Annotated in this window: 27 protein-coding genes and 1 tRNA gene; 22 read left to right on the forward strand and 6 right to left on the reverse strand. The window is 74.1% G+C overall.

The genetic code is table 11. The features are described from left to right. Position 1: 1 nt before the first annotated feature. Together ACPXCB_RS28205 and ACPXCB_RS28210 are read right to left on the reverse strand one after the other, a co-directional pair. A complete protein-coding gene (locus ACPXCB_RS28205; RefSeq protein ID WP_425878866.1) occupies positions 2–1,855 on the reverse strand; it encodes a trypsin-like peptidase domain-containing protein in 1,854 nt (617 codons plus the stop codon). After that, positions 1,852–2,193 carry a CU044_2847 family protein gene (locus ACPXCB_RS28210; RefSeq protein ID WP_425878868.1) on the reverse strand — a complete coding sequence of 114 codons (342 nt, stop codon included), beginning with the start codon at positions 2,191–2,193 and terminating at the stop codon, positions 1,852–1,854. Before ACPXCB_RS28210 ends, ACPXCB_RS28205 begins: the two co-directional genes overlap by 4 nt. Positions 2,194–2,416: 223 nt before the next feature. On the opposite strand from ACPXCB_RS28210, the gene fdh reads away from it, so the two are divergent. The 9 genes from fdh to ACPXCB_RS28255 all read left to right on the forward strand — a co-directional run bounded on the left by fdh (position 2,417) and on the right by ACPXCB_RS28255 (position 12,848). Beyond that, a complete protein-coding gene (gene fdh, locus ACPXCB_RS28215) occupies positions 2,417–5,716 on the forward strand; it encodes a formate dehydrogenase (RefSeq protein ID WP_425878869.1) in 3,300 nt (1,099 codons plus the stop codon). Further along, positions 5,706–6,860, forward strand: a complete 1,155-nt coding sequence (locus ACPXCB_RS28220) for a 4Fe-4S dicluster domain-containing protein (RefSeq protein WP_425878871.1) — start codon at positions 5,706–5,708, stop codon at positions 6,858–6,860. Before fdh ends, ACPXCB_RS28220 begins: the two co-directional genes overlap by 11 nt. Next, positions 6,860–7,849 carry an NrfD/PsrC family molybdoenzyme membrane anchor subunit gene (nrfD, locus tag ACPXCB_RS28225; protein ID WP_425878873.1) on the forward strand — a complete coding sequence of 330 codons (990 nt, stop codon included), beginning with the start codon at positions 6,860–6,862 and terminating at the stop codon, positions 7,847–7,849. The genes ACPXCB_RS28220 and nrfD overlap by 1 nt, the downstream gene beginning before the upstream one ends. Before the next feature lie 45 nt (positions 7,850–7,894). Next, a tRNA-Sec gene (locus ACPXCB_RS28230) sits at positions 7,895–7,990 on the forward strand. Positions 7,991–8,009: 19 nt separating this feature from the next. Beyond that, entirely contained in the window at positions 8,010–9,314 is a 1,305-nt protein-coding gene (gene selA / locus ACPXCB_RS28235; RefSeq protein ID WP_425878939.1) for an L-seryl-tRNA(Sec) selenium transferase, read from the forward strand. Positions 9,315–9,317: 3 nt separating this feature from the next. Then, positions 9,318–11,081, forward strand: coding sequence for a selenocysteine-specific translation elongation factor (selB, locus tag ACPXCB_RS28240; protein WP_425878875.1), 1,764 nt, complete (start codon positions 9,318–9,320; stop codon positions 11,079–11,081). A gap of 40 nt (positions 11,082–11,121) precedes the next feature. Further along, positions 11,122–11,319 (forward strand): hypothetical protein, encoded by a 198-nt coding sequence (locus ACPXCB_RS28245; protein WP_089000292.1) that lies wholly within the window; start codon positions 11,122–11,124, stop codon positions 11,317–11,319. Between the two features lies 1 nt (position 11,320). Continuing rightward, positions 11,321–12,610: a hemolysin family protein gene (locus tag ACPXCB_RS28250; protein WP_425878877.1), complete on the forward strand. Its 1,290-nt coding sequence runs from the start codon at positions 11,321–11,323 to the stop codon at positions 12,608–12,610. 67 nt (positions 12,611–12,677) lie between these two features. Beyond that, on the forward strand, positions 12,678–12,848 hold the full coding sequence (locus ACPXCB_RS28255; RefSeq protein WP_165947846.1) for a hypothetical protein: 171 nt from the start codon (positions 12,678–12,680) through the stop codon (positions 12,846–12,848). A 5-nt stretch (positions 12,849–12,853) separates the two neighbouring features. On the opposite strand, the gene ACPXCB_RS28260 is transcribed toward ACPXCB_RS28255, so the two are convergent. After that, positions 12,854–13,504 carry a hypothetical protein gene (locus ACPXCB_RS28260; RefSeq protein ID WP_151454632.1) on the reverse strand — a complete coding sequence of 217 codons (651 nt, stop codon included), beginning with the start codon at positions 13,502–13,504 and terminating at the stop codon, positions 12,854–12,856. 120 nt (positions 13,505–13,624) lie between these two features. Between ACPXCB_RS28260 and ACPXCB_RS28265 the strand changes: the two genes are divergently transcribed. Continuing rightward, the gene (locus ACPXCB_RS28265) at positions 13,625–13,828 is read left to right on the forward strand and encodes a hypothetical protein (RefSeq protein ID WP_132237737.1); all 204 of its coding nucleotides are present in this window, start codon (positions 13,625–13,627) and stop codon (positions 13,826–13,828) included. Here the strand turns inward: ACPXCB_RS28265 and ACPXCB_RS28270 are convergent. From ACPXCB_RS28270 to ACPXCB_RS28280, 3 genes are all read right to left on the reverse strand, one after another. Continuing rightward, on the reverse strand, positions 13,825–14,304 hold the full coding sequence (locus ACPXCB_RS28270; RefSeq protein ID WP_425878879.1) for a hypothetical protein: 480 nt from the start codon (positions 14,302–14,304) through the stop codon (positions 13,825–13,827). The two genes, ACPXCB_RS28265 and ACPXCB_RS28270, sit on opposite strands and share 4 nt — an antisense overlap. Beyond that, entirely contained in the window at positions 14,301–14,513 is a 213-nt protein-coding gene (locus tag ACPXCB_RS28275) for a phosphatidylethanolamine-binding protein (RefSeq protein ID WP_132237733.1), read from the reverse strand. The genes ACPXCB_RS28270 and ACPXCB_RS28275 overlap by 4 nt, the downstream gene beginning before the upstream one ends. Before the next feature lie 112 nt (positions 14,514–14,625). Continuing rightward, complete coding sequence (locus tag ACPXCB_RS28280; protein WP_425878881.1) at positions 14,626–15,507, reverse strand: universal stress protein; 882 nt, start codon at positions 15,505–15,507, stop codon at positions 14,626–14,628. Positions 15,508–15,626: 119 nt separating this feature from the next. On the opposite strand from ACPXCB_RS28280, the gene ACPXCB_RS28285 reads away from it, so the two are divergent. From ACPXCB_RS28285 to ACPXCB_RS28340, 12 genes are all read left to right on the forward strand, one after another. After that, a complete protein-coding gene (locus tag ACPXCB_RS28285; RefSeq protein WP_425878882.1) occupies positions 15,627–16,373 on the forward strand; it encodes an SAM-dependent methyltransferase in 747 nt (248 codons plus the stop codon). 300 nt (positions 16,374–16,673) lie between these two features. Then, positions 16,674–17,849, forward strand: a complete 1,176-nt coding sequence (locus ACPXCB_RS28290; protein WP_425878884.1) for a PP2C family protein-serine/threonine phosphatase — start codon at positions 16,674–16,676, stop codon at positions 17,847–17,849. Between the two features lie 53 nt (positions 17,850–17,902). After that, the gene (locus tag ACPXCB_RS28295; protein ID WP_425878885.1) at positions 17,903–18,373 is read left to right on the forward strand and encodes a MarR family transcriptional regulator; all 471 of its coding nucleotides are present in this window, start codon (positions 17,903–17,905) and stop codon (positions 18,371–18,373) included. A gap of 314 nt (positions 18,374–18,687) precedes the next feature. Then, positions 18,688–19,329 (forward strand): CDP-alcohol phosphatidyltransferase family protein, encoded by a 642-nt coding sequence (locus ACPXCB_RS28300; protein WP_425878887.1) that lies wholly within the window; start codon positions 18,688–18,690, stop codon positions 19,327–19,329. Continuing rightward, on the forward strand, positions 19,326–20,270 hold the full coding sequence (locus ACPXCB_RS28305; RefSeq protein WP_425878889.1) for a DUF881 domain-containing protein: 945 nt from the start codon (positions 19,326–19,328) through the stop codon (positions 20,268–20,270). The genes ACPXCB_RS28300 and ACPXCB_RS28305 overlap by 4 nt, the downstream gene beginning before the upstream one ends. After that, entirely contained in the window at positions 20,267–20,599 is a 333-nt protein-coding gene (locus ACPXCB_RS28310) for a small basic family protein (RefSeq protein WP_089000302.1), read from the forward strand. Before ACPXCB_RS28305 ends, ACPXCB_RS28310 begins: the two co-directional genes overlap by 4 nt. Before the next feature lie 10 nt (positions 20,600–20,609). Then, positions 20,610–21,590, forward strand: coding sequence for a DUF881 domain-containing protein (locus tag ACPXCB_RS28315; RefSeq protein ID WP_425878890.1), 981 nt, complete (start codon positions 20,610–20,612; stop codon positions 21,588–21,590). 54 nt (positions 21,591–21,644) lie between these two features. Next, complete coding sequence (gene gcvH, locus ACPXCB_RS28320; protein ID WP_425878892.1) at positions 21,645–22,025, forward strand: glycine cleavage system protein GcvH; 381 nt, start codon at positions 21,645–21,647, stop codon at positions 22,023–22,025. 214 nt (positions 22,026–22,239) lie between these two features. Continuing rightward, complete coding sequence (gene odhI / locus ACPXCB_RS28325; protein WP_089000305.1) at positions 22,240–22,692, forward strand: oxoglutarate dehydrogenase inhibitor Odhl; 453 nt, start codon at positions 22,240–22,242, stop codon at positions 22,690–22,692. Between the two features lie 50 nt (positions 22,693–22,742). Beyond that, positions 22,743–23,444 (forward strand): MerR family transcriptional regulator, encoded by a 702-nt coding sequence (locus ACPXCB_RS28330; RefSeq protein ID WP_425878894.1) that lies wholly within the window; start codon positions 22,743–22,745, stop codon positions 23,442–23,444. A gap of 176 nt (positions 23,445–23,620) precedes the next feature. Continuing rightward, positions 23,621–24,085, forward strand: a complete 465-nt coding sequence (locus tag ACPXCB_RS28335; RefSeq protein ID WP_425878895.1) for a bifunctional nuclease family protein — start codon at positions 23,621–23,623, stop codon at positions 24,083–24,085. 187 nt (positions 24,086–24,272) lie between these two features. After that, complete coding sequence (locus ACPXCB_RS28340; RefSeq protein ID WP_425878896.1) at positions 24,273–24,857, forward strand: MerR family transcriptional regulator; 585 nt, start codon at positions 24,273–24,275, stop codon at positions 24,855–24,857. Positions 24,858–25,175: the final 318 nt, after the last annotated feature.

Genomic DNA, 25,175 nt, shown 5'->3' on the forward strand with positions numbered 1-25,175 from the left:
CTTACTCGGCCAAGGTCAACTGGGGTGGGCGCCGCTGCGGGCCGTCCCACAGCAGGGTGACGTCCCGGCCGCAGTGCTCCTGCCCGTCGTCGACCCCACCGGCCGCGGCCCGCAGTTCACGGATGAGCCGGGGCAGCTCGTTGCTGTGGACGCGATCCAGTTCCTTCGCCATCGCGTCGCGGAACTGCAGGCCGGGGCAGGGGTCGCGGGGGCGGAGTTCGTCGGCCTCCGGGTGGACACCACAGGCGGAGCGCCGCCACAGCAGTACGGGCAAGCCGCTGGCGACGGCCGAGCCGATCCGCTCCGGCGTGGCCCAGGGACCGGCCAGGCCGAGGACGTCGCGGCGGGTGCTTTCGCGCAGCCACGCCTGGAACTGCGTCGGCGTCTGCTTCCTGCTGCCGCAGTGGCGCCATTCCAACGTCTCGTCGAGGCGTCTGGTGCCGGTCCGCAGCCGGTTGGCGCGCTCCTTCAGCCTTGCCGAGTCGTGGGCGCCGTCGAACCACTCCAGGGCGCGGACCACCACGGGGCGGTTCCATCCCAGCGGCACCTGGTCGAGGTCGTCGAGGGCTTGCCAGGTGTCGACGGGCCAGGCCAACCGGCCGCGGGGCAGCACGAACTCCACTGTGATCGAGTCGTACGTCGCCTCCGGGATCTCCCGGTAGGCCATCGGCAGGGCGCGCTCGACGGTGGCCCGGATGGCGTCCTCCGCGACGGTCTCCTCGACTATCCGCCTGTCCAACGCGCCGTCCGGGTCGGTGGCGGTCCAGATGGTGACCTGGTGCGCCCGCGACGGGTCCGCCGTCGGCGCGATGCGGACGACCACCCATCCCGGCCGTACGTCCGCGTCCGGCGATTCGGGCTGCGCCGCGGCGGTGTCGGCGCCCGACGGTTCGGACTGGGCCGCAGCGGTGCCCGCGTCCGTCGGCTCGGGCAGCCCGGCGGCGGTGCCGGCGTCCACGCCGTGCTCGCGGAACCACTTCCGCAGGGCGGCCGCGCGCTCCGGGACCTTCCGGCCGATCCGCCGCAGCAGCGCGTTCAGGAGGTCGACGACGTCCTCCTCGGGGAACGTGGTGTCGACCGCGAGCCACTCGACGGCGGCCAGCGCGTTGCTCAGCCCGGCGGGCGGGTCGGGATAGTACGTGCGGGGGCGCAGCACCTCCAGGAGCAGTTGGCGCGCGTCCGGCATCGACAGGTCGTTGAGGATCTCGTGCAGGTCCCGGTACGCGTTCGAGTCGAACGGGCCGAGGGAGATGCGTTCGAGGAGGTCCGGCCAGTGGCGGCCGATCTCGTCCAGCGGCAGGAGCACGCCGGTGCGCATGCCCGGATCGCGATCGGCGGCGATGACCATGCCGACCACCTGGTAGCTGCCCGGCAGGTAGGCCGCCGAGCCGCTGTAGCCGGGGAGCAGCCGGGGTCCAGTCGACCCGTTGGCGTTGGTCTGGCAGCAGTCGTTGGCGAGGCGGGGGTGGGCCACTGCCGTGAAGTGGGCGATCTGGCCGGTCTCGCGGTAGGCGTCGGGGAAGCCGATCGCGCCGAGTTCCCTCCCGGCGTGAATCTCCACTGCGTTCCACGGCGCGAGCTGGGCCGGTTTCACCCTCTCGACCGAGTGGGTCAGGCGGATCACCGCGACGTCACCCTTGTCGTTCTCGCCCCGCCTCCAGGGCCCCCGGAACACCACGTCGCCGTCCAGCCTGAGTTTGCCCGCGCGGGGGAACAGCACTTCCGCCCTGCTCGCGTCCCCCACCACGTGCGCGCAGGTCAGCACGTGCCGGGGGTCGATCAGGAAGCCGCTGCCACCGCGCCCGGAGCCGTCGGCGACGTCGATGCGGGCGTGCCACTGCGGGCTCGCGTTCACCGTTCGGCGGCCTCGCCGCGCGGCGCGCCGGACCAGCTGAGCTTGACGGTGAGGTGTGCGTCCACGCCGGTCTTGGCGAAGACGGCGCCGGCCTGCGCGGTGAAGTTGACCCCGAACTCGATCTCGATGTCGTCCGGCCGGTGCACGGCGCCGCGGAACGTGGTCAGGGCCTTCTGCGCCGCGACGTTGATCTCCCGCAGGCCCGCCTCGAAACGCTTGCGCGCCTCGATGATCTCGTCGCCGAGCCCGGCCTCGCCGAAGCCGGCCTCCCGCCGGTCGATCTCGAAGACGACCTCGTCGCCGTCCTCGGTACGGACGCGCATCAGCTCCGTTGCCATCGAAATCCTTTCTCGTCCGTCGAAGATCCCGCTGAGCATCGACCACCGGGCACGCCGCCGCTGTCGGCTGTCCGACTGAAAGAGCCCTCGTTTTTGCGGAAGCGCGATGCGTCCTCCGGACGGTGCCGGGCGAATCAGGAACGGCGGCTCGCGTCGCGCCCGCGCGCGCACTGCCCTAGTGTTCGAGGGGTCGACGGCGTCGGGACGAAAGAGGGGGTGTCGCGTGGGCCTGCGGACCTTCATCCAGGGCTGGCCTGTCTACCGGCAGCTCACCGGCACCGACCCGCTGGGCCGGGGCGCCGCGGCGCAGTCGGGCCGCTCGGCGGAGCTGACCGCCCGCACCGAGACCGCCGACAGCGTGGCGCGGTCGGTCTGCCCCTACTGCGCGGTCGGCTGCGGCCAGCGCGTCTTCGTGAAGGACGGTGCGGTCACCCAGATCGAGGGCGACCCGGACAGCCCGATCTCCCGGGGCCGACTGTGCCCGAAGGGGTCGGCCAGCAAGAGCCTCGTCACCAGCCCCCTGCGGCAGACGACGGTCCGCTACCGGCGGCCCTACGCCACCGAGTGGGAGGATCTGGAGCTCGACGTCGCGCTCGACATGATCGCCGACCGGATCCTCGCCGCGCGGGCGGAGACCTGGGAGGACGTCGACGCGCAGGGCCGACCGCTCAACCGCACGCTGGGCATCTCCAGCCTGGGTGGGGCGACGCTGGACAACGAGGAGAACTACCTCATCAAGAAGCTGTTCACGGCGATGGGGGCGCTCCAGATCGAGAACCAGGCGCGCATTTGACACTCCGCCACCGTCCCCGGTCTGGGGGCCAGCTTCGGTCGCGGTGGCGCGACGGACTTCCAGCAGGACGTCGCCAACGCTGACGTCATCGTCATCCAGGGCTCGAACATGGCCGAGGCCCATCCGGTGGGCTTCCAGTGGGTGATGGAGGCCAAGCGGCGCGGCGCCAAGGTGTTCCACGTCGACCCGCGGTTCACCCGCACCAGCGCGGTGGCCGACACGTACCTGCCGATCCGCGCGGGCTCCGACATCGCGCTGCTCGGTGGCGTGGTGCGCCACATCCTGGAGAACGAGCTGGACTTCCGGGAGTACGTGCTGGCGTACACGAACGCCGCGACGATCGTCAGCGAGCGCTTCGTCGACACCGAGGACGGCGACGGCTTCTTCTCGGGGTTCGACCCGGAGACGGGCAGCTACGTCCAGGACTCCTGGCAGTACGCGGGCCACGAGTCCGACTCCGGCAGCGGGCACACCGCGAAGGAGCGGGACACCGCCGCCGGGCTGCGCCACGAGTCGCACGGCGCCGACGTGGGTGGGCAGGTCGAGCGGGACGAGACGTTGCAGCACCCCCGCTGCGTCTACCAGATCCTCCGGCGGCACTTCGCCCGCTACACCCCCGAGATGGTGGAGCGGGTCTGCGGCATCCCGCGCGAGAAGTTCCTGGAGCTGGCCGAGGCGTGGACGGCCAACTCGGGCCGGGAGCGCACCGGCGTGCTGATCTACTCCGTGGGGTGGACGCAGCACAGCGTCGGCGTGCAGTACATCCGCACCGGCGCGATCATCCAGCTGTTGCTGGGCAACATGGGCCGCCCCGGCGGGGGCATCCTGGCCCTGCGCGGGCACGCCAGCATCCAGGGCTCCACCGACATCCCGACGCTGTTCAACCTGCTCCCCGGCTATCTGCCGATGCCACACCACGCCGACCACCCCACCTTCGACGAGTGGGTGGACAGCATCCGCCACCCGGGTCAGAAGGGCTTCTGGGGCAACGCCCGCGCCTACGCGGCGAGCCTGCTCAAGGCGTACTGGGGGGACGCGGCGACGCCGGAGAACGACTTCTGCTACGGGTACCTGCCCCGGATGACCGGCGACCACGGGACGTACCAGCAGGTGCTGAACATGATCGACGGGAAGGTGCGGGGCTACTTCCTGCTCGGCCAGAATCCGGCGGTCGGCTCGGCGCACGGCCGGGCACAGCGCCTCGGCATGGCGAACCTGGACTGGCTGGTGGTCCGCGACCTCTTCATGATCGAGAGCGCCACCTTCTGGCGGAACAGCCCCGAGGTCGCCACCGGCGAGATCGTGCCGGAGCAGTGCAAGACCGAGGTCTTCTTCCTGCCGGCCGCCTCGCACGTGGAGAAGGAGGGCACCTTCACCCAGACCCAGCGGCTGCTGCAGTGGCGGGAGAAGGCCGTCGAGCCGCCGGGCGACGCCCGCTCCGAGCTGTGGTTCTTCTACCACCTCGGGCACCGGCTGCGGGAGAAGCTGGCCGGCTCCGACCTGCCGCGCGACCGGGCGCTGCTCGACCTGGCCTGGGACTATCCCACGCACGGCCCGCACGCCGAGCCGAGCGCCGAGGCGGTGCTGCGCGAGATCAACGGGTACGAGGTGGCGACCGGCCGCCCGCTGTCCGCGTTCGCCGAGGCCCGCGACGACGGTTCCACCGCCGTGGGCTGCTGGATCTACTCCGGGGTGTACGCCGACGGCGTCAACCAGGCGGCGCGGCGCAGGTCGCGTCACGAGCAGGACTGGGTGGCCGCGGAGTGGGGTTGGGCGTGGCCGGCGAACCGGCGCACCCTCTACAACCGGGCCTCGGCGGACCCGCAGGGCCGGCCGTGGAGCGAGCGCAAGCGCTACGTCTGGTGGGACCAGGACGCCGGGGAGTGGACCGGCTACGACGTGCCGGACTTCGAGCGGACCAAGCCGCCGACCTACCGGCCGCCGGAGGGCGCGTCCGGTCCGGAGGGGATCGCCGGCGACGACCCGTTCGTCATGCAGGGCGACGGCAAGGGCTGGCTGTACGCGCCCAGCGGCGTGCTGGACGGCCCGCTGCCGACGCACTACGAGCCGGCCGAGTCGCCGGTGCGCAACCCGTTCTACCGGCAGCAGGCCAACCCCACCCGCAAGGTGTACGCGCACCCGGTGAACTCGGTGAACCCGAGCCCGCCGCAGGAGCACAGCCAGGTCTTCCCGTACGTGTTCACGGTCAGCCGGCTCACCGAGCACCACACGGCGGGCGGGATGAGCCGTACGGTGCGGCCCCTGGCGGAGCTGCAACCGGAGATGTTCGTCGAGGTGTCCCCGGAGTTGGCCGCGGAGGTGGGCCTGGCGCACCTGGGCTGGGCGCACCTGGTCAGCGGGCGGGCGGTCATCGAGGCGAAGGTGCTGGTCACCGACCGGCTCAGCCCGCTGCGCGTGGACGGCCGGGTGATCCATCAGGTGTGGCTGCCGTACCACTTCGGGTTCGAGGGCCTGGTGACGGGCGACTCGGCCAACGACCTGTTCGGGATCACCCTGGACCCGAACGTGCTGATCCAGGAGAGCAAGATCGGTACCTGTGACGTGCGGCCCGGTCGGCGGCCCACCGGCCCGGCTCTGCTGGACCTGGTGGCCGACTACCAGCGGCGGGCGGGCATCGTCCCCGGCCAGCCGGCCCCGACGCTCACCCCGGGGGCGCTCGCCCCGCCGGAGCCCGCCGACGGCGCCGGGGAGGGCCGCGATGCTTCCTGACCCGCACAGCCTGTCCGGGCCGCTGGATCCCGCTCCGGAGGCCGGCTGGACCGACGCCCCGCCCCGGATGGGCTTCTTCACCGACACGAGCGTCTGCATCGGCTGCAAGGCGTGCGAGGTGGCCTGCAAGGAGTGGAACGACGTCCCCGGCTCGGGGCTGGACCTGCTCGGCATGTCGTACGACAACACCGGCGCGCTGACCGCGAACTCGTGGCGGCACGTCGCGTTCGTCGAGCAGCCCCGCCCGGCGGGGCACCGCAGCCCGCCGTTCGCCGGCACGCCGACGGGCGGCTCGGTCAGCGCCTCGTCGGCGGCCGTGGCCGCCGGCGTCGGCAACCCGACCGGCACCGAGCCGGGCGTCCCGCCGGGCGCGGCGGACGCGGCCGCGCGGATGGCCGCCGGCACCGGTTCGGGGACCGGGGTGGGCGACCCGGCCAGCACCGGCGCCGGCGCGACCAGCACGGGCACGAGCACGGGCCCCGCCGGCACGAGCACGGCCGGCCGGACCGGCGGGCCGGAGTTCCTGGGGATGCCCGGGGCGCAGCCGCCGGGGCGCGCGGGGGGCGCGGAGGGACGCACCGACTTCCGCTGGCTGATGATGTCCGACGTCTGCAAGCACTGCACCCACGCGGCCTGCCTCGACGTCTGCCCCACCGGCTCGCTGTTCCGCACCGAGTTCGGCACGGTGGTGGTGCAGGAGGACATCTGCAACGGCTGCGGCTACTGCATCTCCGCCTGCCCCTACGGCGTCATCGACCAGCGCAAGGGCGACGGCCGGGCGTGGAAGTGCACGCTGTGCTACGACCGGATCGGCGCGGGCGGGACGCCGGCCTGCGCGCAGGCGTGCCCGACCGAGTCCATCCAGTACGGCCCCCTCGACGAGCTGCGGGAGCGGGCCGCGGCCCGGGTGGCGACGCTGCACGAGCGGGGCGTGCCCGAGGCGCGGCTCTACGGGCACGACCCGGGCGACGGGGTCGGCGGCGACGGCGCGTTCTTCCTGCTGCTCGACGAGCCCGAGGTGTACGGGCTGCCGCCGGACCCGGTGGTCACCACCCGGGACCTGCCGAAGATGTGGAAGCGCGCCGGCCTGGCCGCGCTGACGATGGCGGCGGCGGCCGTGGCCGCGTTCGTGGGAGGTTCCTGATGAGTCCGGAGCGCGGTGGGCGCAGGCGGCGCGGTGGCGAGGAGCTGAGGGTCCCGGAGGCCGAGTTCACCTCCTACTACGGCCGGCCGATCCTCAAGGCGCCGGTCTGGAAGTGGGACATCGCCGCGTACCTGTTCACCGGCGGGCTGGCCGCCGGCTCGTCGCTGCTCGCGGCGGGCGGGCAGCTCACCGGCCGTCCCGCGCTGCGCCGCGCCGGCCGGGTCGCCTCGCTCGTGGGGGTCACCGCCAGCACCGTCTTCCTGATCAAGGACCTGGGGCGGCCCGCTCGGTTCCACCACATGCTCCGGGTGGCCAAGCCCACCTCGCCCATGTCCGTGGGCACCTGGATCCTCGGCGCCTTCGGCCCGGCCGCCGGGCTCGCGGCGGTCGCCGAGGGCGCGTCGTGGCTGCCCGAGCGGGGCCTGTCCGGCCTCGCCCGCCGGGTGCTGCCGCCGGTCGGGCACGCCGCCGGGCTGGCCGCCGCGGCCACCGCACCGGCGCTGGCCACGTACACCGGGGTGCTGCTGGCCGACACGGCCGTGCCGTCGTGGCACGAGGCGTACCCGGAACTGCCGGTCATCTTCGCGGGCAGCGCCCTGGCCAGCGGCGCGGGAGTGGGGCTGATCGCCGCGCCCGCCGCGCAGGCCGGTCCCGCCCGCCGGATGGCGGTGGCGGGCGCGGCCCTGGAGCTGTACGGCGCGCACCGGGTGGAGACCCGGCTCGGGCTGCTCAGCGAGCCCTACCGCACCGGCCGGCCCGGTCGACTGCTGCGCGCGGGGCGGGCCCTGACCGCCGTGGGGGTGGCCGGCGCGTTGCTGGGTCGGCGCAGCCGCACGCTCTCCGCGCTGTCCGGGGTGGCGCTGCTGGGTGCCTCGGTGGCGACCCGGTTCGGCATCTTCGAGGGCGGCGTGGCCTCGGCGAAGGATCCGAAGTACACGGTGGTGCCGCAGCGGGAGCGCCTCGAGCGGCGGCGCGCCGCCGAGGGCTGACGCCTCCCCGCACACGCCCGCCGGGCCTGTGGTTCACTGCTGCGTGGAGGCGTTCAGGCGGCTGGTGCCCCTCCCGGTCTTCAAAACCGGTGTGGTCCGGGATCCGGGCCAGGCGGGTTCGATTCCCGTCCGTCTCCGCCATGCTGCGGAAGTGGGGATCATGGGGGACGTCGCGGCCGATCCGCGCCGGCGGGTGCCGCGCACCGACGCGCTGCTCGCCGACCCCCGGCTGGCCGCCGCGGCGGGCACCCTGGGTCGGGAGCGGGTCAAGGCCGCCGTCCACCGCGCCCAGGAGCGCGCCCGCCGGGGCGAGATCACCCCCGAGGCGGTACGCGACGCCGCGCTGGCCGCCCTGCCGGCGCCGGCGCCCCGGGCGGTGCTCAACGCCACCGGCGTGGTGCTGCACACCAACCTGGGTCGCGCCGCGCTGTCGCCCGCCGCCGTCGCGGCGGTCGCCGCCGCCACCGGGCACACCGACGTCGAGTTGGACCTGCGCACCGGGCGGCGGGCCCGGCGGGGACGCGACGCCCTCGACGCCCTCGCGGCGGCGGTGCCCGACGCGGGCGCGGTGCACGTGGTCAACAACGGCGCCGCCGCGCTGGTGCTCGCCGCGACCGCGCTGGCCGCCGACGCCGAGATCGTCGTCAGCCGGGGCGAGCTGGTGGAGATCGGCGACGGGTTCCGCCTGCCCGACCTGCTGGAGAGCACCGGCGCCCGGCTGCGCGAGGTCGGCACCACCAACCGCAGCACGCTCGACGACTACGCCGCCGCCATCGGTCCCCGTACCGGCTTCGTGCTCAAGGTGCACCCGTCGAACTTCCAGGTCACCGGCTTCACCTCCGCGGTGCCCGTACGGGCGCTGGCCACCCTCGGCGTCCCCGTGGTCGCCGACATCGGCTCCGGGCTGCTGGCGCCCGACCCGCTGCTGCCCGCCGAGCCGGACGCCACCAGCACGCTGCGGGCCGGGGCGGCGCTGGTCACCGCCAGCGGCGACAAACTGCTCGGCGGGCCGCAGGCCGGCCTGCTGCTCGGTGCCGCCGACCTCGTCGAACGGCTGCGCCGGCACCCCCTCGCCCGGGCGTTGCGGGTGGACAAGCTGACCCTGGCCGCGCTCGCCGCCACCATCGCCGATCCGGCGACCCCCACCCGGGCCGCGCTGCACGCCGACGCCGGCGCGCTTCGGGCGCGCACGGAGCGGCTGCGCGACGCCCTCGCCGCCGACGGTCGCAAGGCGGAGGTGGTGCCGGCCAGCGCCGTCGTGGGTGGCGGCGGGGCGCCGGGCGTCGAGCTGGACTCGTGGGCGCTCGCCCTGCCCGAGCGGTACGCGCAGCCGCTGCGCGTCGGAGACCCGCCGGTGCTGGGCCGGGTGGTACGCGGGCGGCTGCTGCTGGACCTGCGCTGCGTACCCGCCGACGCCGACGCGGCGCTGTCCGCCGCCGTGCTGCGCGTGCCCGGGGAGGGCTGAGGCGTGTTCGTGGTGGCCACCGCCGGGCACGTCGACCACGGCAAGTCGACCCTGGTCCGGGCGCTGACCGGGATGGAACCCGACCGGTGGGCCGAGGAACGCCGCCGGGGCATGACCATCGACCTCGGCTTCGCCTGGAGCACGCTGCCCTCGGGCGCGACGGTGGCGTTCGTCGACGTGCCGGGGCACGAGCGGTTCGTGCCGAACATGCTCGCCGGCGTCGGCCCGGTGCCCGCCGCGCTGGTCGTCGTCGCCGCCGACGAGGGCTGGATGCCGCAGTCGGCCGAGCACCTGGCGGCACTGGACGCGCTCGGGGTGGCGTACGGCCTGCTGGTGGTGACCCGCGCGGACCTGGCGGATCCGGGGCCGGCGACGGCCCGGGCCCGGGCGGAGTTGGCCGCCACCTCCCTCGGCGCGGTCGACGCGGTCGCGGTCAGCGCGGTGACCGGCGCCGGCCTGCCGCAGCTGCGCGCGGCGCTGGACCGGCTCGCCGCCCGGCTGCCCGCCCCGCGGGCCGACGCCCCGGTGCGGCTGTGGGTGGACCGCGCCTTCACCGTCCGCGGCGCCGGCACGGTGGTGACCGGCACGCTCGGCGCCGGTGGGCTGCGGGTGGGCGACGAGCTGGAGCTGGCCGGCAGCGCGGAGACGGTGCGGGTGCGCGGCCTGCACTCCCTCGGCGTGGCCCGGCCCGAGGTCGGCCCGGTCGCCCGGGTGGCGGTGAACCTGCGCGGCACGCCCCGGGACCGCCTGGGGCGCGGCGACGCGCTGCTCACCCCCGGCCGGTTCCACCGCACGGACCTGCTGGACGTGCGGCTGGCCGGCGACCCGACCGGGGAGCTGCCGGCCACCCTGACGCTGCACATCGGCGCGGCGGCGGTGCCGGCGCGGGTCCGGCCGCTCGGCCCGGACACGGCCCGGCTGCGGCTGGCCCGGCCGTTGCCGCTGCTGGTCGGGGACCGGGCGCTGCTGCGCGACCCGGGCCGGCACCACGTCGCGGGCGGGGTGACCGTGCTGGACGTGGCTCCGCCGCCGCTGACCCGTCGGGGCGCGGCGGTCGCCCGCGCGGCGGTGCTGGCGACGGTGGACGGCCGGCCCGAGCTGGCCGGCGAGCTGCGCCGGCGGCGGCTGGCCCGGGCCGCCGACCTGGTCCGCATGGGCGTCGAGGTCACCGGTCGGCCGGTCGCCGGCGACTGGCTGGCCGACCCGGAGCACTGGCGGGGCCTTGGCGCCCGGCTGGTCGAGGAGGTCGCCCGGCACGCCCGGGAGCACCCGCTGGAGGCGGGCGCGCCGGTCGAGTTGCTGCGCCAGCGCCTCGACCTGCCCGAGCGGACGCTGGTCGAGGCGCTGGTCCGGCCGCCGCTGCGGCTGTGCGCCGGCCGGGTCACCGCGTCGGCGGTCGACGCGCTGCCGGCACCGGTGGCCCGGGCCGTGGCCCGGGTCCGCGCCGAGTACGCCGACCGCCCGTTCCGCGCCCCCGAGGCCGAGCACCTCGCCGACCTGGGGCTGGGTCCCCGGGAGATCGGCGCGGCCGTACGCGCGGGGGCGCTGCTGCGCCTCGCCGAGAACGTGGTGCTGCTGCCCGGCGCGGCGGACGACGCCGTGCGGGTGCTGGCCGGGCTGCCTCAGCCGTTCACGCTCAGCGCCGCGCGGCGGGCGCTGGACACCACCCGCCGGGTCGCGGTGCCGCTGCTGGAGCTGCTGGACCGTCGCGGCGCCACCCGTCGGCTGCCCGACGACGCGCGGGTCGTGGTGACGGCCCGGTCCTGAAGCCGCCCCGGCGGGGTTGGCGGTCGCCTAGCGTGACGCCATGGACCCTTCCGCGGTCTGGCGGGACCGGCAGCACAAGTGGCGGATCGAGGCGTACCGGGCGCCGGACCTGCGTTTCGCGATCTTTGCCACCAACGGCACCACCGAGTCCGCGCCGCTGTGGCTGTTCGGGATGTCGGCGCTGGCCCGGTGGCTGATGACGCACAAGATCTCCCTCGACGACCTGGAGGTCGACTGACATGGGGGCGCAGCTCGGCCAGCTCGCGCTGGTGGCGGTGCTGGTGCTGGTCAACGCGGCCCTGTCGGGCAGCGAGATGGCGCTGGTGACGCTGCGCGAGGGGCAGGTGCGGCAGTTGGGCCGGCGCAGCCGGTCGGGGGAGCGGCTGGCCCGGCTGGTCCGCGACCCCAACCGGTACCTGGCGACCATCCAGCTCGGCATCACCCTGGCCGGGTTCCTCGCCTCCGCCGCCGCCGCGGTGTCCCTGTCCGAGCCGCTGGTGGGGCCGCTGGGCTTCCTGGGCGACGCCGCGCGCGGCGTCGCGATCGTCCTGGTCACCGTGCTGCTGACGTTCGTCACCCTGGTCGTCGGCGAACTGGCCCCCAAGCGGCTGGCGATGCAGCGCGCGGAACGCTGGGGGCTGGTCAGCGCCGGGCCGCTGGACCTGCTGGCCCGGTTGTCGCGGCCGGCGGTCTGGCTGCTCAGCAAGGCCACCGACGTGGTGGTGCGGCTCGCCGGCGGGGACCCGCGCGCCAGCCGTACGGAGATGACCGAGGACGAGCTGCGGGAGATCCTGGTCAGCCAGCGGGGCCTGTCCGCACAGCAGCGGGAGATCCTCACCGGCGCGTTCGACATCGCCGGCCGGACGCTGCGGGACATCCTGGTGCCCCGGCTGGACGTGACGGTGCTCCCCGCGACGCTGCCCGCAGCCGACGGGCTGCGCCGGCTCGCCGCCGCCGGCCGCTCCCGCGCACCGGTCGTGGGGCCGGGTGGGCTCGACGCGGTGCGGGGCGTGGTGCACATCCGCGAACTCGTCGGGGCGGACGCGGCGACGGTCGCCGACCGGGCCCGTCCGCCGCTGCTGCTGCCCGGCACCCTGCCCGTCTCCGACGCGCTGCGCGAGCTGCGGCTGTGCCACCAGCAGCTCGCCCTCGTCGTCGACGAGCACGGCGGGGTCGACGGCATGATCACCATGGAGGACCTGCTGGAGGAGGTCGTCGGGGAACTGTACGACGAGACCGACCGGGACGTGACCGGGGTGACCCGGGAACCGGACGGCTCGCTGCTGATGCCCGGCGACTTCCCGCTGCACGACCTGGCCGACGTCGGGGTGCGCCTGCATTTCCGGCCGTCGCGGGAGTACACGACGGTGGCCGGGCTGGTGCTGGCCGGGCTGGGGCACCTGCCGAGCGGGCCGGGGGAGACCGTGCACCTGCCGGGGCTGACCGTCGAGGTGGTGGAGGTGGCCGGCCGCACGATCCGCCGGGTCCGGCTGCGCGGCTTCTCCGCGGGCCCCGACCCGGTCGGGTGACGGCGGCGGGAACCGCCACGAACGGCGTGGATCAGGACGTACGGTCCGGTACGTGAAGGACCGAGGGATGCGGACGTTCGTCACCGTGCTGGCCGGGCTCGCGGTGATCTACTTCGGCACCACCGGACGCAGCGAGGAGGACGGCCGCGGCGTGTCGGGCGGCCTCGTCGTGCTCGCGCTGCTGGCGGCGCTGCTGGTGTGGCACCTGACGAAGCCGGGCGACAAGACGGCCAAGTAGGCCGGTCAGGTGGCGGCGGCGCGGGTGACCTCACCGGCGGACTCCTCGCCGAGGGCCACCCGGACCAACGCCGAGGCGAGCCGGCCGAAGTCGGCCGGGTCGACGAGCCCGGCCAGCCGGTCCGCCGAACCGGGCAGGCCGAGGCGTTTCGCGCCGGCCAGGGCCCGCCGGTCGGCGTACGGGCGCAGATCGGGCCAGGCCACCTGCGCCTCGCGCAGGAAGATGTCGGCGCCGGTGGGGCCGATGCCGGGGAACTCGGTCAGCAGCCGGCGCAGCCCGGCCGGTTCACCGCCGGCGTCGCGGTGCAGCCGGCGCAGGTCGCCCCGCCAGCGGTCCAGGCACAGCCGGGCGCCGGTGCCGAGCATCGTCGAGGTCCGCTCGTCGTAGCGGCGATAGTGGCCCCTGCCCAGCGCGTCGACCCGGTCCTGCCAGCTCGCCGCCTCCATCGCCTGCGGGGTCCGGTAGCCGGCGGCGAAGAGTTCGCGGGCGGCCGCCACGGCCACCCGGGCCCGGATCCGGGTGCTCAGCAGCGTGGCGAGCACCAGCAGCTGGTAGAGCGGGGCGGGCCGGTCGGCGAGCGTGATGCCCGCCTCCTCGGCGTACGTGCGGCCCCGCCGCTCCAGCAGGACCCGCGCCACCTTCCGGTCGTCGCCCATCCTCCGGGTGTACCCGCCCTGCGCCCGGCCACCCCTGCGACCGTCCGCCCCGGTGGGTATGCCGCCGGGGCGGGCGGGTAACCGACGTCGGACACGGTCGGACCCCGGAAGGAGAGACCCGTGGTGAATCCGCAGCAGGAGGAGTTCCGCCGCAACAACAAGGGCGCCACCAGCCAGGACAGCAAGGGCCCCAACCCCGCGGGGCACCCGCGCAACCGCGGCTCGTCGCACGGCGACGAGGGGCGCCCGGTGCCCCGGGGGCAGGTGTCGCCGTACGGCCCGGCCACGGAGCCGGTCGCCGACGACGAGAGCGCCCGGGGCTAACAGCCCCGGCCCGGGACGGACGGCCGCAGCCGGTTCCAGGTGGCTGCGGCCGCCACGCCGTACGCGAGGTGCGGCACGATGTCGGCCAGCCAGTCCGACCGTCGCCACGTGCGCGGATCGGTCACGCCCAGCGCGGTCATCGACCCGTCGGACATCGTCATGACGGTGCCACCGAGCACCCCGACGGCCAGCGGCAGCGGCATCCGGCGGCCCCGGGCGAGCAGGGCGTACCCGACGCCCGCCGCCACGCCGATCCCGTAGCCGAGCAAGGGCCCGAGGCCCGAGCGGCGGTTGGCCGCCCGGTCCTCGGGCCCCAGGTCGACGTGCGCCACCTGGGCGACCCGCCCGGCGCTCTCCTCCGGGGTGCTGCTCGCCGGCCGCGCCCTCAGCACCATGTCGAGGTAGCTGACGATGTTCAGGGCGGCGCTGCCGACCGCGCCGGCGATCGCCCCGTCGGCCAGGTTCGTCGCCCTCACCTCGGGTCGCCCGGTTCGCGCTCGCCCTTGGGGCCGTAGACCCGCTCGCCGCGGACGACCCCCCGCTGTCCCCGGTCGGACTGCAGGATCCGGTTGGCCACGTCGTTGGCCTTGTCGTCCGGCACCCGTCGTCCCGAATCGTCGATCGCGTTCCGGATGCGCGCCCGCTGCTTGTCGTACGCGTTGCTGCCCGGCCGTGGTCCTGGCATCACTGCCTCCTCCGGTCGTCGTCGCCGTTGGCGTACCGCGGTCGTCTACCCGCCTGCGCGGGGACCAACCCCGCGACCGGTTCGGTGGCGGCGCCCGTGGACGGCGCCCGGCTCAGCGCGGCGCGCGGATCACCGCGACCGGGCAGTCGGCGTGGTGCAGCAGCGACTGGCTCACCGAGCCCAACAGCAGCCCGGTCAGCTCGCCGTGTCCCTGCCGGCCGACCACCAGCAGCTGGGCCCGCCGGGACGCCTCGGCGAGCACGGTGGTGGGGCGGCCCCGCGTGGTCTCCCGGCTGACCGGCACGTCCGGCCACCGCTCCGTGAGCCCCGCGAGCGACTCGGCGACCACCCGCTCCTCCTCGGAACGTAGTTCGGTGTCGTCGTACACCAGTGGTCGCATGTCCCCGGGCCCGGTGGAGGTCGGATGCCGGTAGGCGTGCAACGCGACCAGCGCCGCGCCGCGTACCGACGCCTCCTCCATGGCGAACTCCGCGGCGAGCCGGGCCGTCTCGGAGCCGTCCACGCCGACGACGACGGCCCCGTCGGGGTGGTCGGTGCCCCGGGCGATCAGCACGGGACAGTCTGCGTACGCGGCGACCTGCACCGCGACGGAGCCCACCACCAGGGCGGAGAAGCCGCCGAGCCCCCGGTCGCCGAGCACGATCATCGCGGCTGCTGGCGACTCGCCGAGCAGCACCGCGGCGGCCTCGCCGTCGATGATCTCGCCGGAGATCCGCAACCCGGGCACCGCCGCCTCGGCCTCGTCCGTGGCGGCGGCGACGACCTGCTCGGCCTGGTGCCGCAGGCCGGCGCCGGGTGGGCCGGCGGCGGGGGCGTCGACCGGCACGCGCAGCAGGGGCCAGATGAAGGCGTGCACGATCCGCAGTGGCCGGTGGCGGCGGGCCGCCTCGACGGCGGCGAGCCGCACGGCGCGCAGCGACGAGTCCGAGCCGTCCGTGCCGACGACCACCGCCGCGCCGTTCGCCGAGTTCACCGCCCACCTCCCGCCGGTTCCCGGCCAGTATCGCGGCGGGGAACCCGTCGGCGGGCCGATACCGCGCAGGCCGACCGGTGGGTACGCTGTCCACGCCCACCGCGGAGGGAGCGTCGTCGATGGTTGAGCCGGACCAGCCGAGCACCGCGCGGATGATCGATTTCTGGCTCGGCGGGGAGCACCACTTCCCGGTCGACGTGGCGGCCGCCCGCGACTTCGAGCAGGCGTACGGGCTGTGCGAGCCGGTCTTCCGCGAGCTGCGCGCGTTTCTCGGCCGGGCGGTCCGGGCGATGGCCGCGCGGGGGGTCGACAGCTTCCTCGTCTTCGGCTCCGGGGTGCCCACGATGGGCAACGTGCACGAGGTCGCCGCGGACGCCACCGTCCTCTACACCGACGTCGACCCGGTCACCATCCGCCTCGGCCAGCGCCTGCTGGCCGGCAGCGACCGGGCCGGCTACGGCTACGGCGACGCCACCGACATCGGCACCGTCGACCGCGCCCAGCTGCACCGGTTCGTGCCGGGGTGGGGGAGGAGACCGGTCGGCGTGGTCTTCCTCGGTCTGGCCGCGTTCCTCGACGACGAGACGCTGGCCCGCACCCTCGACGAGCTCTATGAGGCGACCGCGCCGGGCAGCCTGCTCGCCGTCGACTTCGACACGGAGGAACTGGCCGGCTTCCCGGCGGCCCTCGCGATGATGGGCCCGGCGTTCCGGATGCGCCCGCCGGCCGCGTTCGTGCCGCTGCTGGGCCGCTGGACGCCCACCGAGGACGGCATCGTCCCGATCACCCGGTGGCGGCCGGACGGCCCGCCCGCGCAGGTGCCCGACGCCTTCCACGGCGGGGTCGCCGTCCGCTCGCCGGCCTGACCGGCCCTCACCGCGGCACCCGGGGGCGCCGCCTGGACAGCGGCCGCCCGGGACACCGATCGCCGCCTGAGAGCCGGTCGCCGCCGCGGCAACCTGGCCGTCGCCTGTGCGCGCGGCTGCCCCCGCAGCACCCGGCCGCCGCCGGCGCCGACCCAGGCGACGTGGGCGCCCGCGCGCCGCGCCTCCGCCCGCGTGCGGGGGGCGCGGCGGCTGGCACCCGCCGTGCGCCCGCCCGCCCGGAGGGTGGGGGAGAGGGCTCCGTATGATGCTTGCCCTACGGCAAGCTTCCGGAGGATGATCATGTTGGAGGCACCGGGCCAGGTCTCGCGTGCGCTTCGTTCGGCCCCGCCCGACCAGGTGGTGGAGGCGGCGGACCGGGCCATCCGGTCCGCCCTGGGCGCTTCGCGAACGGACGTGTTCATCGCCGACTACCGGATCACCGGGCTCTGGCCGGTGCTCGACGCGGACCTCTCCGGCGGCGGCTTCCTCGCGTGCCACGACGTGGCGCAGCGCTGCTTCAGCAGCCAGCAGCCCGTCACCGACACCGACGAGGGCCGGTGGCGGCTCTACCTGCCGCTGTCGGTGTGGGGCGAGCGGCTGGGCGTGCTCCTGGTCGAGCTGCCCGGCCCGCCCGACCCGGACGTCGTCGAGCGGGCCGCGGACATCGCCGGCGAGCTGGCCGTCGTGCTGCGCGCGGCGGACCGGGAGACCGACCGGTACCGCCGGGTCCGCCGGCGGGAGCGACTCAGCATGGCCGCCGAGATGCAGTGGGAGCTGCTGCCGGGACGCGGCGTGAGCCACGCGGCGTTCGAACTCGCCGGCCAGCTGGAACCGGCGTACACGGTCGGCGGGGACCACTTCGACTGGTCCGTGGACGACGACCGGCTCACCGTGACGGTGCTCAACGGCGCCGGCATCGGGCTGTCGGCGTCGCTGCTGACCGCCGTCACCGTGAACGCGCTGCGCAACGCCCGGCGCTCCGGAGGCAGCATCGTCGAGCAGGCCGAGTTGGCCTCCGACACGGTCTTCTACCAGCATCGCGGTCGCCGGTACGTGGCCACGCTGCTTCTCGAACTGGACACCGTCACCGGGCGGGTGCGGGCGGTGGACGCCGGCTCCCCGCACCTGCTGCGCGTACGCGGCGGCACGGTGACGCCCATCGACCTGGAACAGCAGCTGCCGCTGGGCATGTTCGCCGAGGCCCGCTACGACGTCCAGGAGTTCGCGCTGGAACCGGGGGACCGGCTGTTCGTGGTCAGCGACGGGGTGTGGGCCGCCGACCCCGGTGACCGCGGGGCGTACGGCGAGCGGACGATGGCGCGGGCGATGCGGTCCACGCGGCTGCAACCGCCGGCGGAAGCAGTTGGTACGGTGATGCGCGAACTACACGCCTGGCACGCGGACGCCGACTTGCGCGACGACGCGGTCGTCGTCTGCCTGGACTGGCGTGGCTCCGTCGGGCGGGGCGACGGGTGAGGGCCGTCGTCGCACCGGCAAGGCACGAGCGGGACGATCGCAGGGGACACCGGGTGGAGCGACCTCCGAATCTCGCCGCGGCGATCGACGCCGCCGCCGAGGCACTCGTCGGTGTGCTCGACTCGGCGGTGCCCCGCCATCAGATGGCCGTCTCCCCGACGCAGCTGCGGGTGCTGTCGCTGATCAGCGGCCGGCCGGAGACCAACGTCAACGGCCTGGCCGAGTTGCTGGACGTCGTGCCGTCCTCGGCGAGCCGGCTCTGCGACCGGTTGGAGGCCACCGGGCTGCTGCGCCGGGTGCCCGATCCCCGGGACCGGCGGGAGGTGCGGCTGATGCCGACCGCCGCCGCGGAGGCGCTGTTGCGCGAGCTGCAGGAGCGCCGGCACCGGGCGGTGCAGGCCGTGCTGGACCGGATGCCCGGTCGGGCGCAGCACGAGCTGCTGCTGGCGTTGGTGGCCTTCGAGCGCGCGGCCACCGCCGCCCCGACCGAGTCGCCGGCGAACTCCCAGGCCCGCACCGCCTGACCGGTCGTTCCGTCCGTGCGCCCCATCCCCACCTGCTCCACTAGTGTCCTAGGATGCCCTACGGGTGGTGACGCAGCACACCCGACGACACCGTCGTCGACAGGGCGGCACTCCTGAGGCCGGAGGAGGCGCCGAGGGCCCGATATAGTGGCAGCGCAGCCGGCCCGTGATCGTCACGATCGCGGGCCGATGTCAGGCGAAGGTCCCGTATGGGGACCGCAGGGGACGCCGGCGGCAGCCGGCCCGACAGCGCCCACGTTCTCCGCGCCGCCGGTCCTCGGCCGGGCGGAGGAGCGTGCCGCGGAGGAGGTTCGGTGTCGCGTCCGCCGGCTCGGGAGGAGCACCCGGAGGCCACCGCCGGCACGAGCGGATCGGCCGTCGGCGACCGGATCCTCACGCTGCCGAACGTCATCAGCTTCGTCCGGTTGCTCGGCGTGCCGCTCTTCCTCTACCTGCTGCTCGTCGCGCACGCCGACGTGGCCGCGGTCGTGGTGCTGGCCATCGGCGGCACCACGGACTGGGTGGACGGCTGGGTCGCGCGCCGGATGCGTCAGGTCAGCCGGCTGGGGGAGCTGCTCGACCCGCTCGCCGACCGGCTCTACATCCTCGCCACCCTGCTCGGGTTCACCGCCCGCGACGTGGTGCCCTGGCAGTTCACCGCGGCGCTGCTGGCCCGGGAGTTGCTCCTGCTCGGTTCGCTGGCGGTGCTGCGCCGGCACGGGTACGGCCCGCCGCCGGTGCACTACGTGGGCAAGACCGCGACCTTCCTGTTGCTGGCCGCCTTCCCGGTCCTGCTGCTCGCCGCGGCGGTGCCGGGTGCGGCGAGCGTGGCCGGGGCGATCGGCTGGGGCCTGGCCTGGTGGGGCCTGGTGCTCTACTGGGTGGCCGGTGCGCTCTACGTCGTGCAGGCCGGCCGGCTGGTCAGGGCGGTTCGGGCCGGGGGAGCGCCGGCATGACGGGCACGCCGGGCGACGGCCGGGGCCGCGGCGACCGGGTGTACGCCCCGGACTTCCTCACCGAGCTGTTCCGCAATCCGCTGGATCCCGGCTACGCCGACGCGGCGGTCCGGCGTCGGGAGCGGCAGACGCCGTCGCCGAGGTGGCGGCGGTGGTCGGCGCGTTCCGTCACCGTGGTGGTGGCGCTGCTGCTGGGTTTCCTGTTCGCGGTGGCGTACCGGCAGACGCTGGAGGCCGAGCCGGGGCGCAGCCAGGCCCGGTCCGGCCTGGTCGAGCAGATCAAGCAGCGGGAGACCGAGACGGACCGGTTGTCGGTGCGGGCCGACGAGCTGCGGGCGGAGGTGGCGCGGCAGCGGGCGGCGGCGTTGGGTGGCTCGGAGGCGGCGCGGTTGCACAACCTGGAGGCGGGCACCGGCCTGGGGCGGGTGCGCGGTGACGGCGTGGTGGTGCGTCTGGCGGACGCGCCGCAGAACCAGGACGCGGTGACCGGCGCGGACGTGGGGCCGTCCCGGGTGATCTACAGCGATCTGCAGGGTGTGGCGAACGACCTGTGGGCGGCGGGGGCTGAGGCGATCGCGATCAACGGTCAGCGGTTGACGGCGATGTCGACGATCCGTTCGGCGGGGCAGGCGATCCTGGTGGACTTCCGGCCGGTGACGGGGCCGTACGAGGTGTCGGCGATCGGTCCGGGGTCGATGCGGGACCGGTACGAGGACAGCCGCAGCGCGTTGACGATGCGCAAGGTCGCCGAGGACACCGGGTTGTCGTTCGGGGTGCGGGAGGCGGAGGACCTCACCCTGCCGGCCGCTCCGGACCCGCGGCTACGCTACGCGCAGCCCTCGGTGAGCCCGACGCCGTCGCCGTCGGGGGCCCACCGTTCCGTCAGTCCTGGGCCGACCGGTTCGAGGACGTCTCCCAGCCCCTCCGGAGGTGGTCGATGATCGCGGTGCTGGCGTTGCTCGCCGGTGTGGTCCTCGGCGTGTGGCTCGACCCCACGGTTCCCACGGCGTTGCAGCCGTACCTGCCGATCGCGGTGGTGGCCGCGTTGGACGCGGTGTTCGGCGGGGTGCGGGCGAAGCTCGACCGGATCTTCGACGACAAGCAGTTCGTGGTGTCGTTCATTTCGAACGTGCTGGTGGCGGGTCTGATCGTGTATCTGGGTGACCAGTTGGGGGTGGGCGGTCAGCTCTCCACCGGCGTGGTGGTCGTGCTCGGGGTGCGGATCTTCGGGAACGTGGCGGCGATCCGTCGGCACCTGTTCCGGGCGTAGGTTGGTGGCGATGAGCAGCGACGAGCACACCGAGACGGGCACGGGTTGGCCGCAGCCGGCGGGTCCGGGGCGGCCGGCGGGTCCGGCGGGGGCGCCCGATCCGCGGCCGGACGCGCCGGATCCGGATGAGTTGAGCCCGTTGGCGCCGGAGCGGTCGGCGCCGCCGGTGGAGCCGCCCGTGCAGGAGCCGGCGGTGGTGGAGCCCGACGATGGCGTGACGGTGGAGCTGAGCCGGGCCGCCGCCGGTGCCACCCCACCCGCGCCAGCGGTGGCCGGGGGTGGCGGGACGCCGCGGCGGCGGGTGAGTTCGGCCGGGGTGATGATCGCGGCGCTGCTGGCGTTGCTGGGGTTCACCCTGGTGGTGCAGTTCAAGTCGACGTCGACGGATCCGACGGTGGCGGCGACGCGGCAGGAGGATCTGGTGCGGATCCTGTACGACCTGAACTCGCGGGAGGTTCGGCTGCGGCAGGACATCGCGACGCTGGAGGAGAGTCAGCGGCAGTTGCGTTCGGGTCAGCAGGGGCGGCAGGCGGCGTTGGAGGAGGCGACGCGGCGGGCCGACGAGTTGGGGATCCTGGCGGGGACGTTGCCGGCGACGGGGCCGGGGTTGTCGGTGCGGTTCGAGGCGGGTGAGAAGTCGATCTCGGCGTCGCGGGTGTTGGACGCGGTGCAGGAGTTGCGGGGCGCGGGCGCGGAGGCGATGCAGATCTCCGGTGGTGACCGGGCGACGGTGCGGATCATCGCGTCGACGTTCTTCCTGGACGGGGAGGGCGGGTCGTTGGTGGTGGACGGGCGTCGGTTGACGGGTCCGTTCACGATCACGGTGATCGGTGATCCGGCGACGATGCGTACGGCCTTGAACATTCCCGGCGGGGTGGTGGCGTCGGTGACGGGTGACGGCGGTAAGTTGATCGTCGAGGATCGTGAGGCTGCCGAGGTTTCGGCGCTGCACGCACCGATCAAGCTGGAACACGCCCGTCCGGTCTCCTGACCGGCGCGGCCCGCACCGGGTTTCCGGTGCGCCGATGGATGAAGGACGCGTCTGGTGATTCCTGAGGATCTGCGGTATACCGCCGAGCACGAGTGGGTGGCGGGTGACGGCGGCGGCACTGTCCGGGTCGGCATCACGCACTTCGCGCAGGACGCCCTGGGTGACATCGTGTATGTCCAGCTGCCTGATGCGGGTGTGGTGGTGGCGGTCGGTGAGTCGTTGGGTGAGATCGAGTCGACGAAGAGCGTGTCGGAGATCTACGCCCCGCTCAGCGGTACGGTGGCGGCGCGCAACGAGGCGCTCGGCGACACCCCTGAGGTGATCAACACTGATCCGTACGGTGCGGGTTGGTTGCTGGAGATCACCCCGGACGATCCGGCGGCGGTCGATGGTCTGCTGTCTGCGGACGCGTATCGTGAGCTCACCGAGAGCTGAGTGCGTCCCCTTCGGGCGTGGCGGGTGTTCCGCGCGTCCGGTTGCCCTGCATTTCGGCGCTGGCTAGGCTCGCCCAGTCGACCGAGAACCAAATAGTTCAGCGTTGCGGAATTGCCTTTCCGGGCACGGGGAGCCAGCCGCCGGGTGTTGCACTGCCCGGCGGCCAGACCCGCCATTACCCGACGCCGACCGAACAGATCCGTGAGGTGGTCCCATGACGCGCCCAGACGACGAGTTCCCCCCACTCGACGTCACTTCGACGCTCAATCTCGGTTCGCTCGACGAAGTGCTGGAGGGGCCGGACACCGATGTGGTGCCGAGCCGGATGTCCGGTTCGTTGCCGCCGGGTATGGCGCTGCTGGTGGTTCGCCGGGGTCCGAATGCGGGTGCCCGGTTCCTGCTGGATCACGATGTGACGACCAGTGGCCGTCACCCGGACAGTGACATCTTCCTCGACGACGTGACGGTGTCGCGGCGGCACGCCGAGTTCCACCGTGACGGTGGGACGTTCACGGTGCGGGACGTGGGGAGCCTGAACGGCACGTACGTGAACCGGGAGCGGGTCGAGGCGGCCACGTTGAGCAATGGTGACGAGGTGCAGATCGGCAAGTTCCGGGTGGTGTTCATCGCCGGTCCGCGTCCCGAGGAGGGGGCCGGCCGGGGGTGAACGAGCCTGCGGCCTCCACGCCGCCCGAGGCGGCCCGTGCGCGCCCGCTGATGAGTATCGGTGAGGTGCTGGGTCAGCTGCGGGTCGATTTCCCGGACGTGACCATCTCGAAGTTGCGGTTCCTCGAGGCCGAGGGCCTGGTGGAGCCGCAGCGGACGGCGGCGGGTTACCGGAAGTACAGCTGGGACGATGTGGCGCGGTTGCGGTTCGTGCTGACCGCGCAGCGGGACCAGTATCTGCCGTTGCGGGTGATCCGTGATCAGTTGGCGCAGTGGGACGCGTCCGGGGAGTCGCCGGGTCGGCAGCGGCCGACGTTGGTGGCGGTGGGTCCGGACGGTGAGGTTCCGGGGCGGGTGCCGGAGGAGCCGGTCGGGTCGCCGCAGGTGCGGCTCGGCCGGTTGGACCTGGTGGCGCGCAGTGGGATCGACGAGTCGACGCTGGGCGAGTTGGAGCGCCTCGGTGTGGTGGTGTCGGATCCGCCGGGTTGGTACGACGACGACGCGTTGATCATCGCGCAGGCGGTGGCGGGTCTGGCGGCGTACGGGTTGGAGCCGCGGCATCTGCGGGCGTTCCGTACGGCGGCGGATCGGGAGGCCGGTCTGTTCGCGCAGTTGTTGACGCCGTTGGCCCGGCAGAGTGATCCGGCGGCGCGGGCGCGGGCGGCGGAGACGGCGCGGGAGTTGGTGGCGCTGTCGCAGCAGTTGCATGCGGCGTTGGTGCGGGTGGGGTTGCGGTCGACGTTGGGTCGGTGATCCGGCGGGGGCCGTGCGGAAAGATCTTCCCCGGGAAGCGTGTCGTAGGCTTGCCGGGGTAACCCCTTTCTGGCGCGGGCGTGTGCGGGTAGCGCATGGGACGGCCGTGTCGCGGTCCGTGTACCGTGCAGGGAAGGGCGCGGTGCGGCGTAGGTGACAACGACACGGAGGCGGCGGTGCGCGAGCTGAGCGTGGTCGGAGTTCGGGTGGAGCTGCCCAGCAACCAGCCGATCGTCCTGCTCAGGGAGGTCGAGGGGGACCGCTATCTGCCGATCTGGATCGGTGCGGTCGAGGCGACGGCGATCGCCTATGAGCAGCAGGGGGTCAAGCCGGCCCGGCCGCTGACCCACGATCTTCTGCGGGACGTGTTGGCGGCGTTGAAGGCGCCGTTGCAGGCGGTGGAGATCATGGAGTTGAAGGAGAACGTCTTCTACGCCGATCTGTTGCTCGGGGACGGGGTGCGGGTGTCGGCCCGGCCGAGTGATTCCATCGCGTTGGCGTTGCGGGTGGGTGCGCCGATTCGTTGTGCGGAGGAGGTCCTCAGCGAGGCGGGGATCGTGATCCCGGACGAGCAGGAGGACGAGGTGGAGAAGTTCCGCGAGTTCCTGGACCAGGTGCGTCCGGAGGACTTCGCCGGCTGAGTCCGGTCTTCTTCGGGATGTCACGTTCAGTGATGTTCCGGTGCTGTGGGTGATCTTCGTTGTCGTGTCGCGGCGTGTCGCGGCGGCTTCTGCGGGGCAATTCTTCAAGGCGGCTATAGGGTTGCCGTGTCGAGGGGTGCACGTCCCGGAAGCGACGTGTCACCGCACTGGCGGGGAGGTTGTCCGGATGCACGAGCCGCGAGATCCCGATCCAGGTACGGAGCTGGACGAGCCGGGTGTGACGCCGCCGGGGTGGGCGACCGAGGGTGACGGTGCCGTGGGCTACCGGGGCGTGACGGCCTGCCATGCGGTGGGGATCAGCTACCGGCAGTTGGACTACTGGGCCCGCACCGGGTTGGTGGTGCCGAGTGTGCGCGACGCTTCGGGTTCGGGCACGCAGCGGTTGTATTCGTTCCGGGACCTGGTGGTCCTGAAGGTGGTGAAGCGGCTGCTGGACGCCGGGGTGTCGTTGCAGAACATCCGGAAGGCGATCGAGGCGCTGCGTTCCCGTGGGGTGGCGGACCTGGCGGGCATCACGTTGATCTCCGACGGCACGACCGTGTATGAGTGCCGGTCGCCGGAGGAGGTGGTCGACCTGTTGCAGGGTGGCCAGGGCGTGTTCGGTATCGCGATCGGTGGGGCGTTCAAGGAGATCCAGGGGTCCCTGTCGCACCTGCCGTCTGAGCCGGCGACGTCGGTGGAGCCGCAGGTGGCGGCGGAGCCGGTGGGTGACGAGTTGGCGGCGCGTCGGGCGCGGCGCCGGGCTGGCTGAGGGTCGGCGGCTCGGCTGATCCGGCCGGCGCGCGGTTCGCTGGGTTACTCGGGCTGATCCGTCCGGCCCGTACCGGGTTCGCTGCACGACGGTGGTTCGCGTCACCAGCGCTGCCGGTAATCGTCGTCCATGACCGAACCGTCCGGTCGGCTGTGGCGTGGAGGCCTGTGGTCGTGTGGCGTGCGCCACGTCCTGACCTGTCGGCTTGTTGACACTCCTGACGATCATGGCAATCCTGTCTGCGTCGTTGCGCCTGTTTCGCACGTGGTCGCTGTCCGTCGGTGTGGGCAGTTGCGGGCCGGTGTCACGCGACGACGC

The organism is Micromonospora sp. DT62, from assembly GCF_049847285.1.
GTDB lineage: Bacteria > Actinomycetota > Actinomycetes > Mycobacteriales > Micromonosporaceae > Micromonospora > Micromonospora reichwaldensis.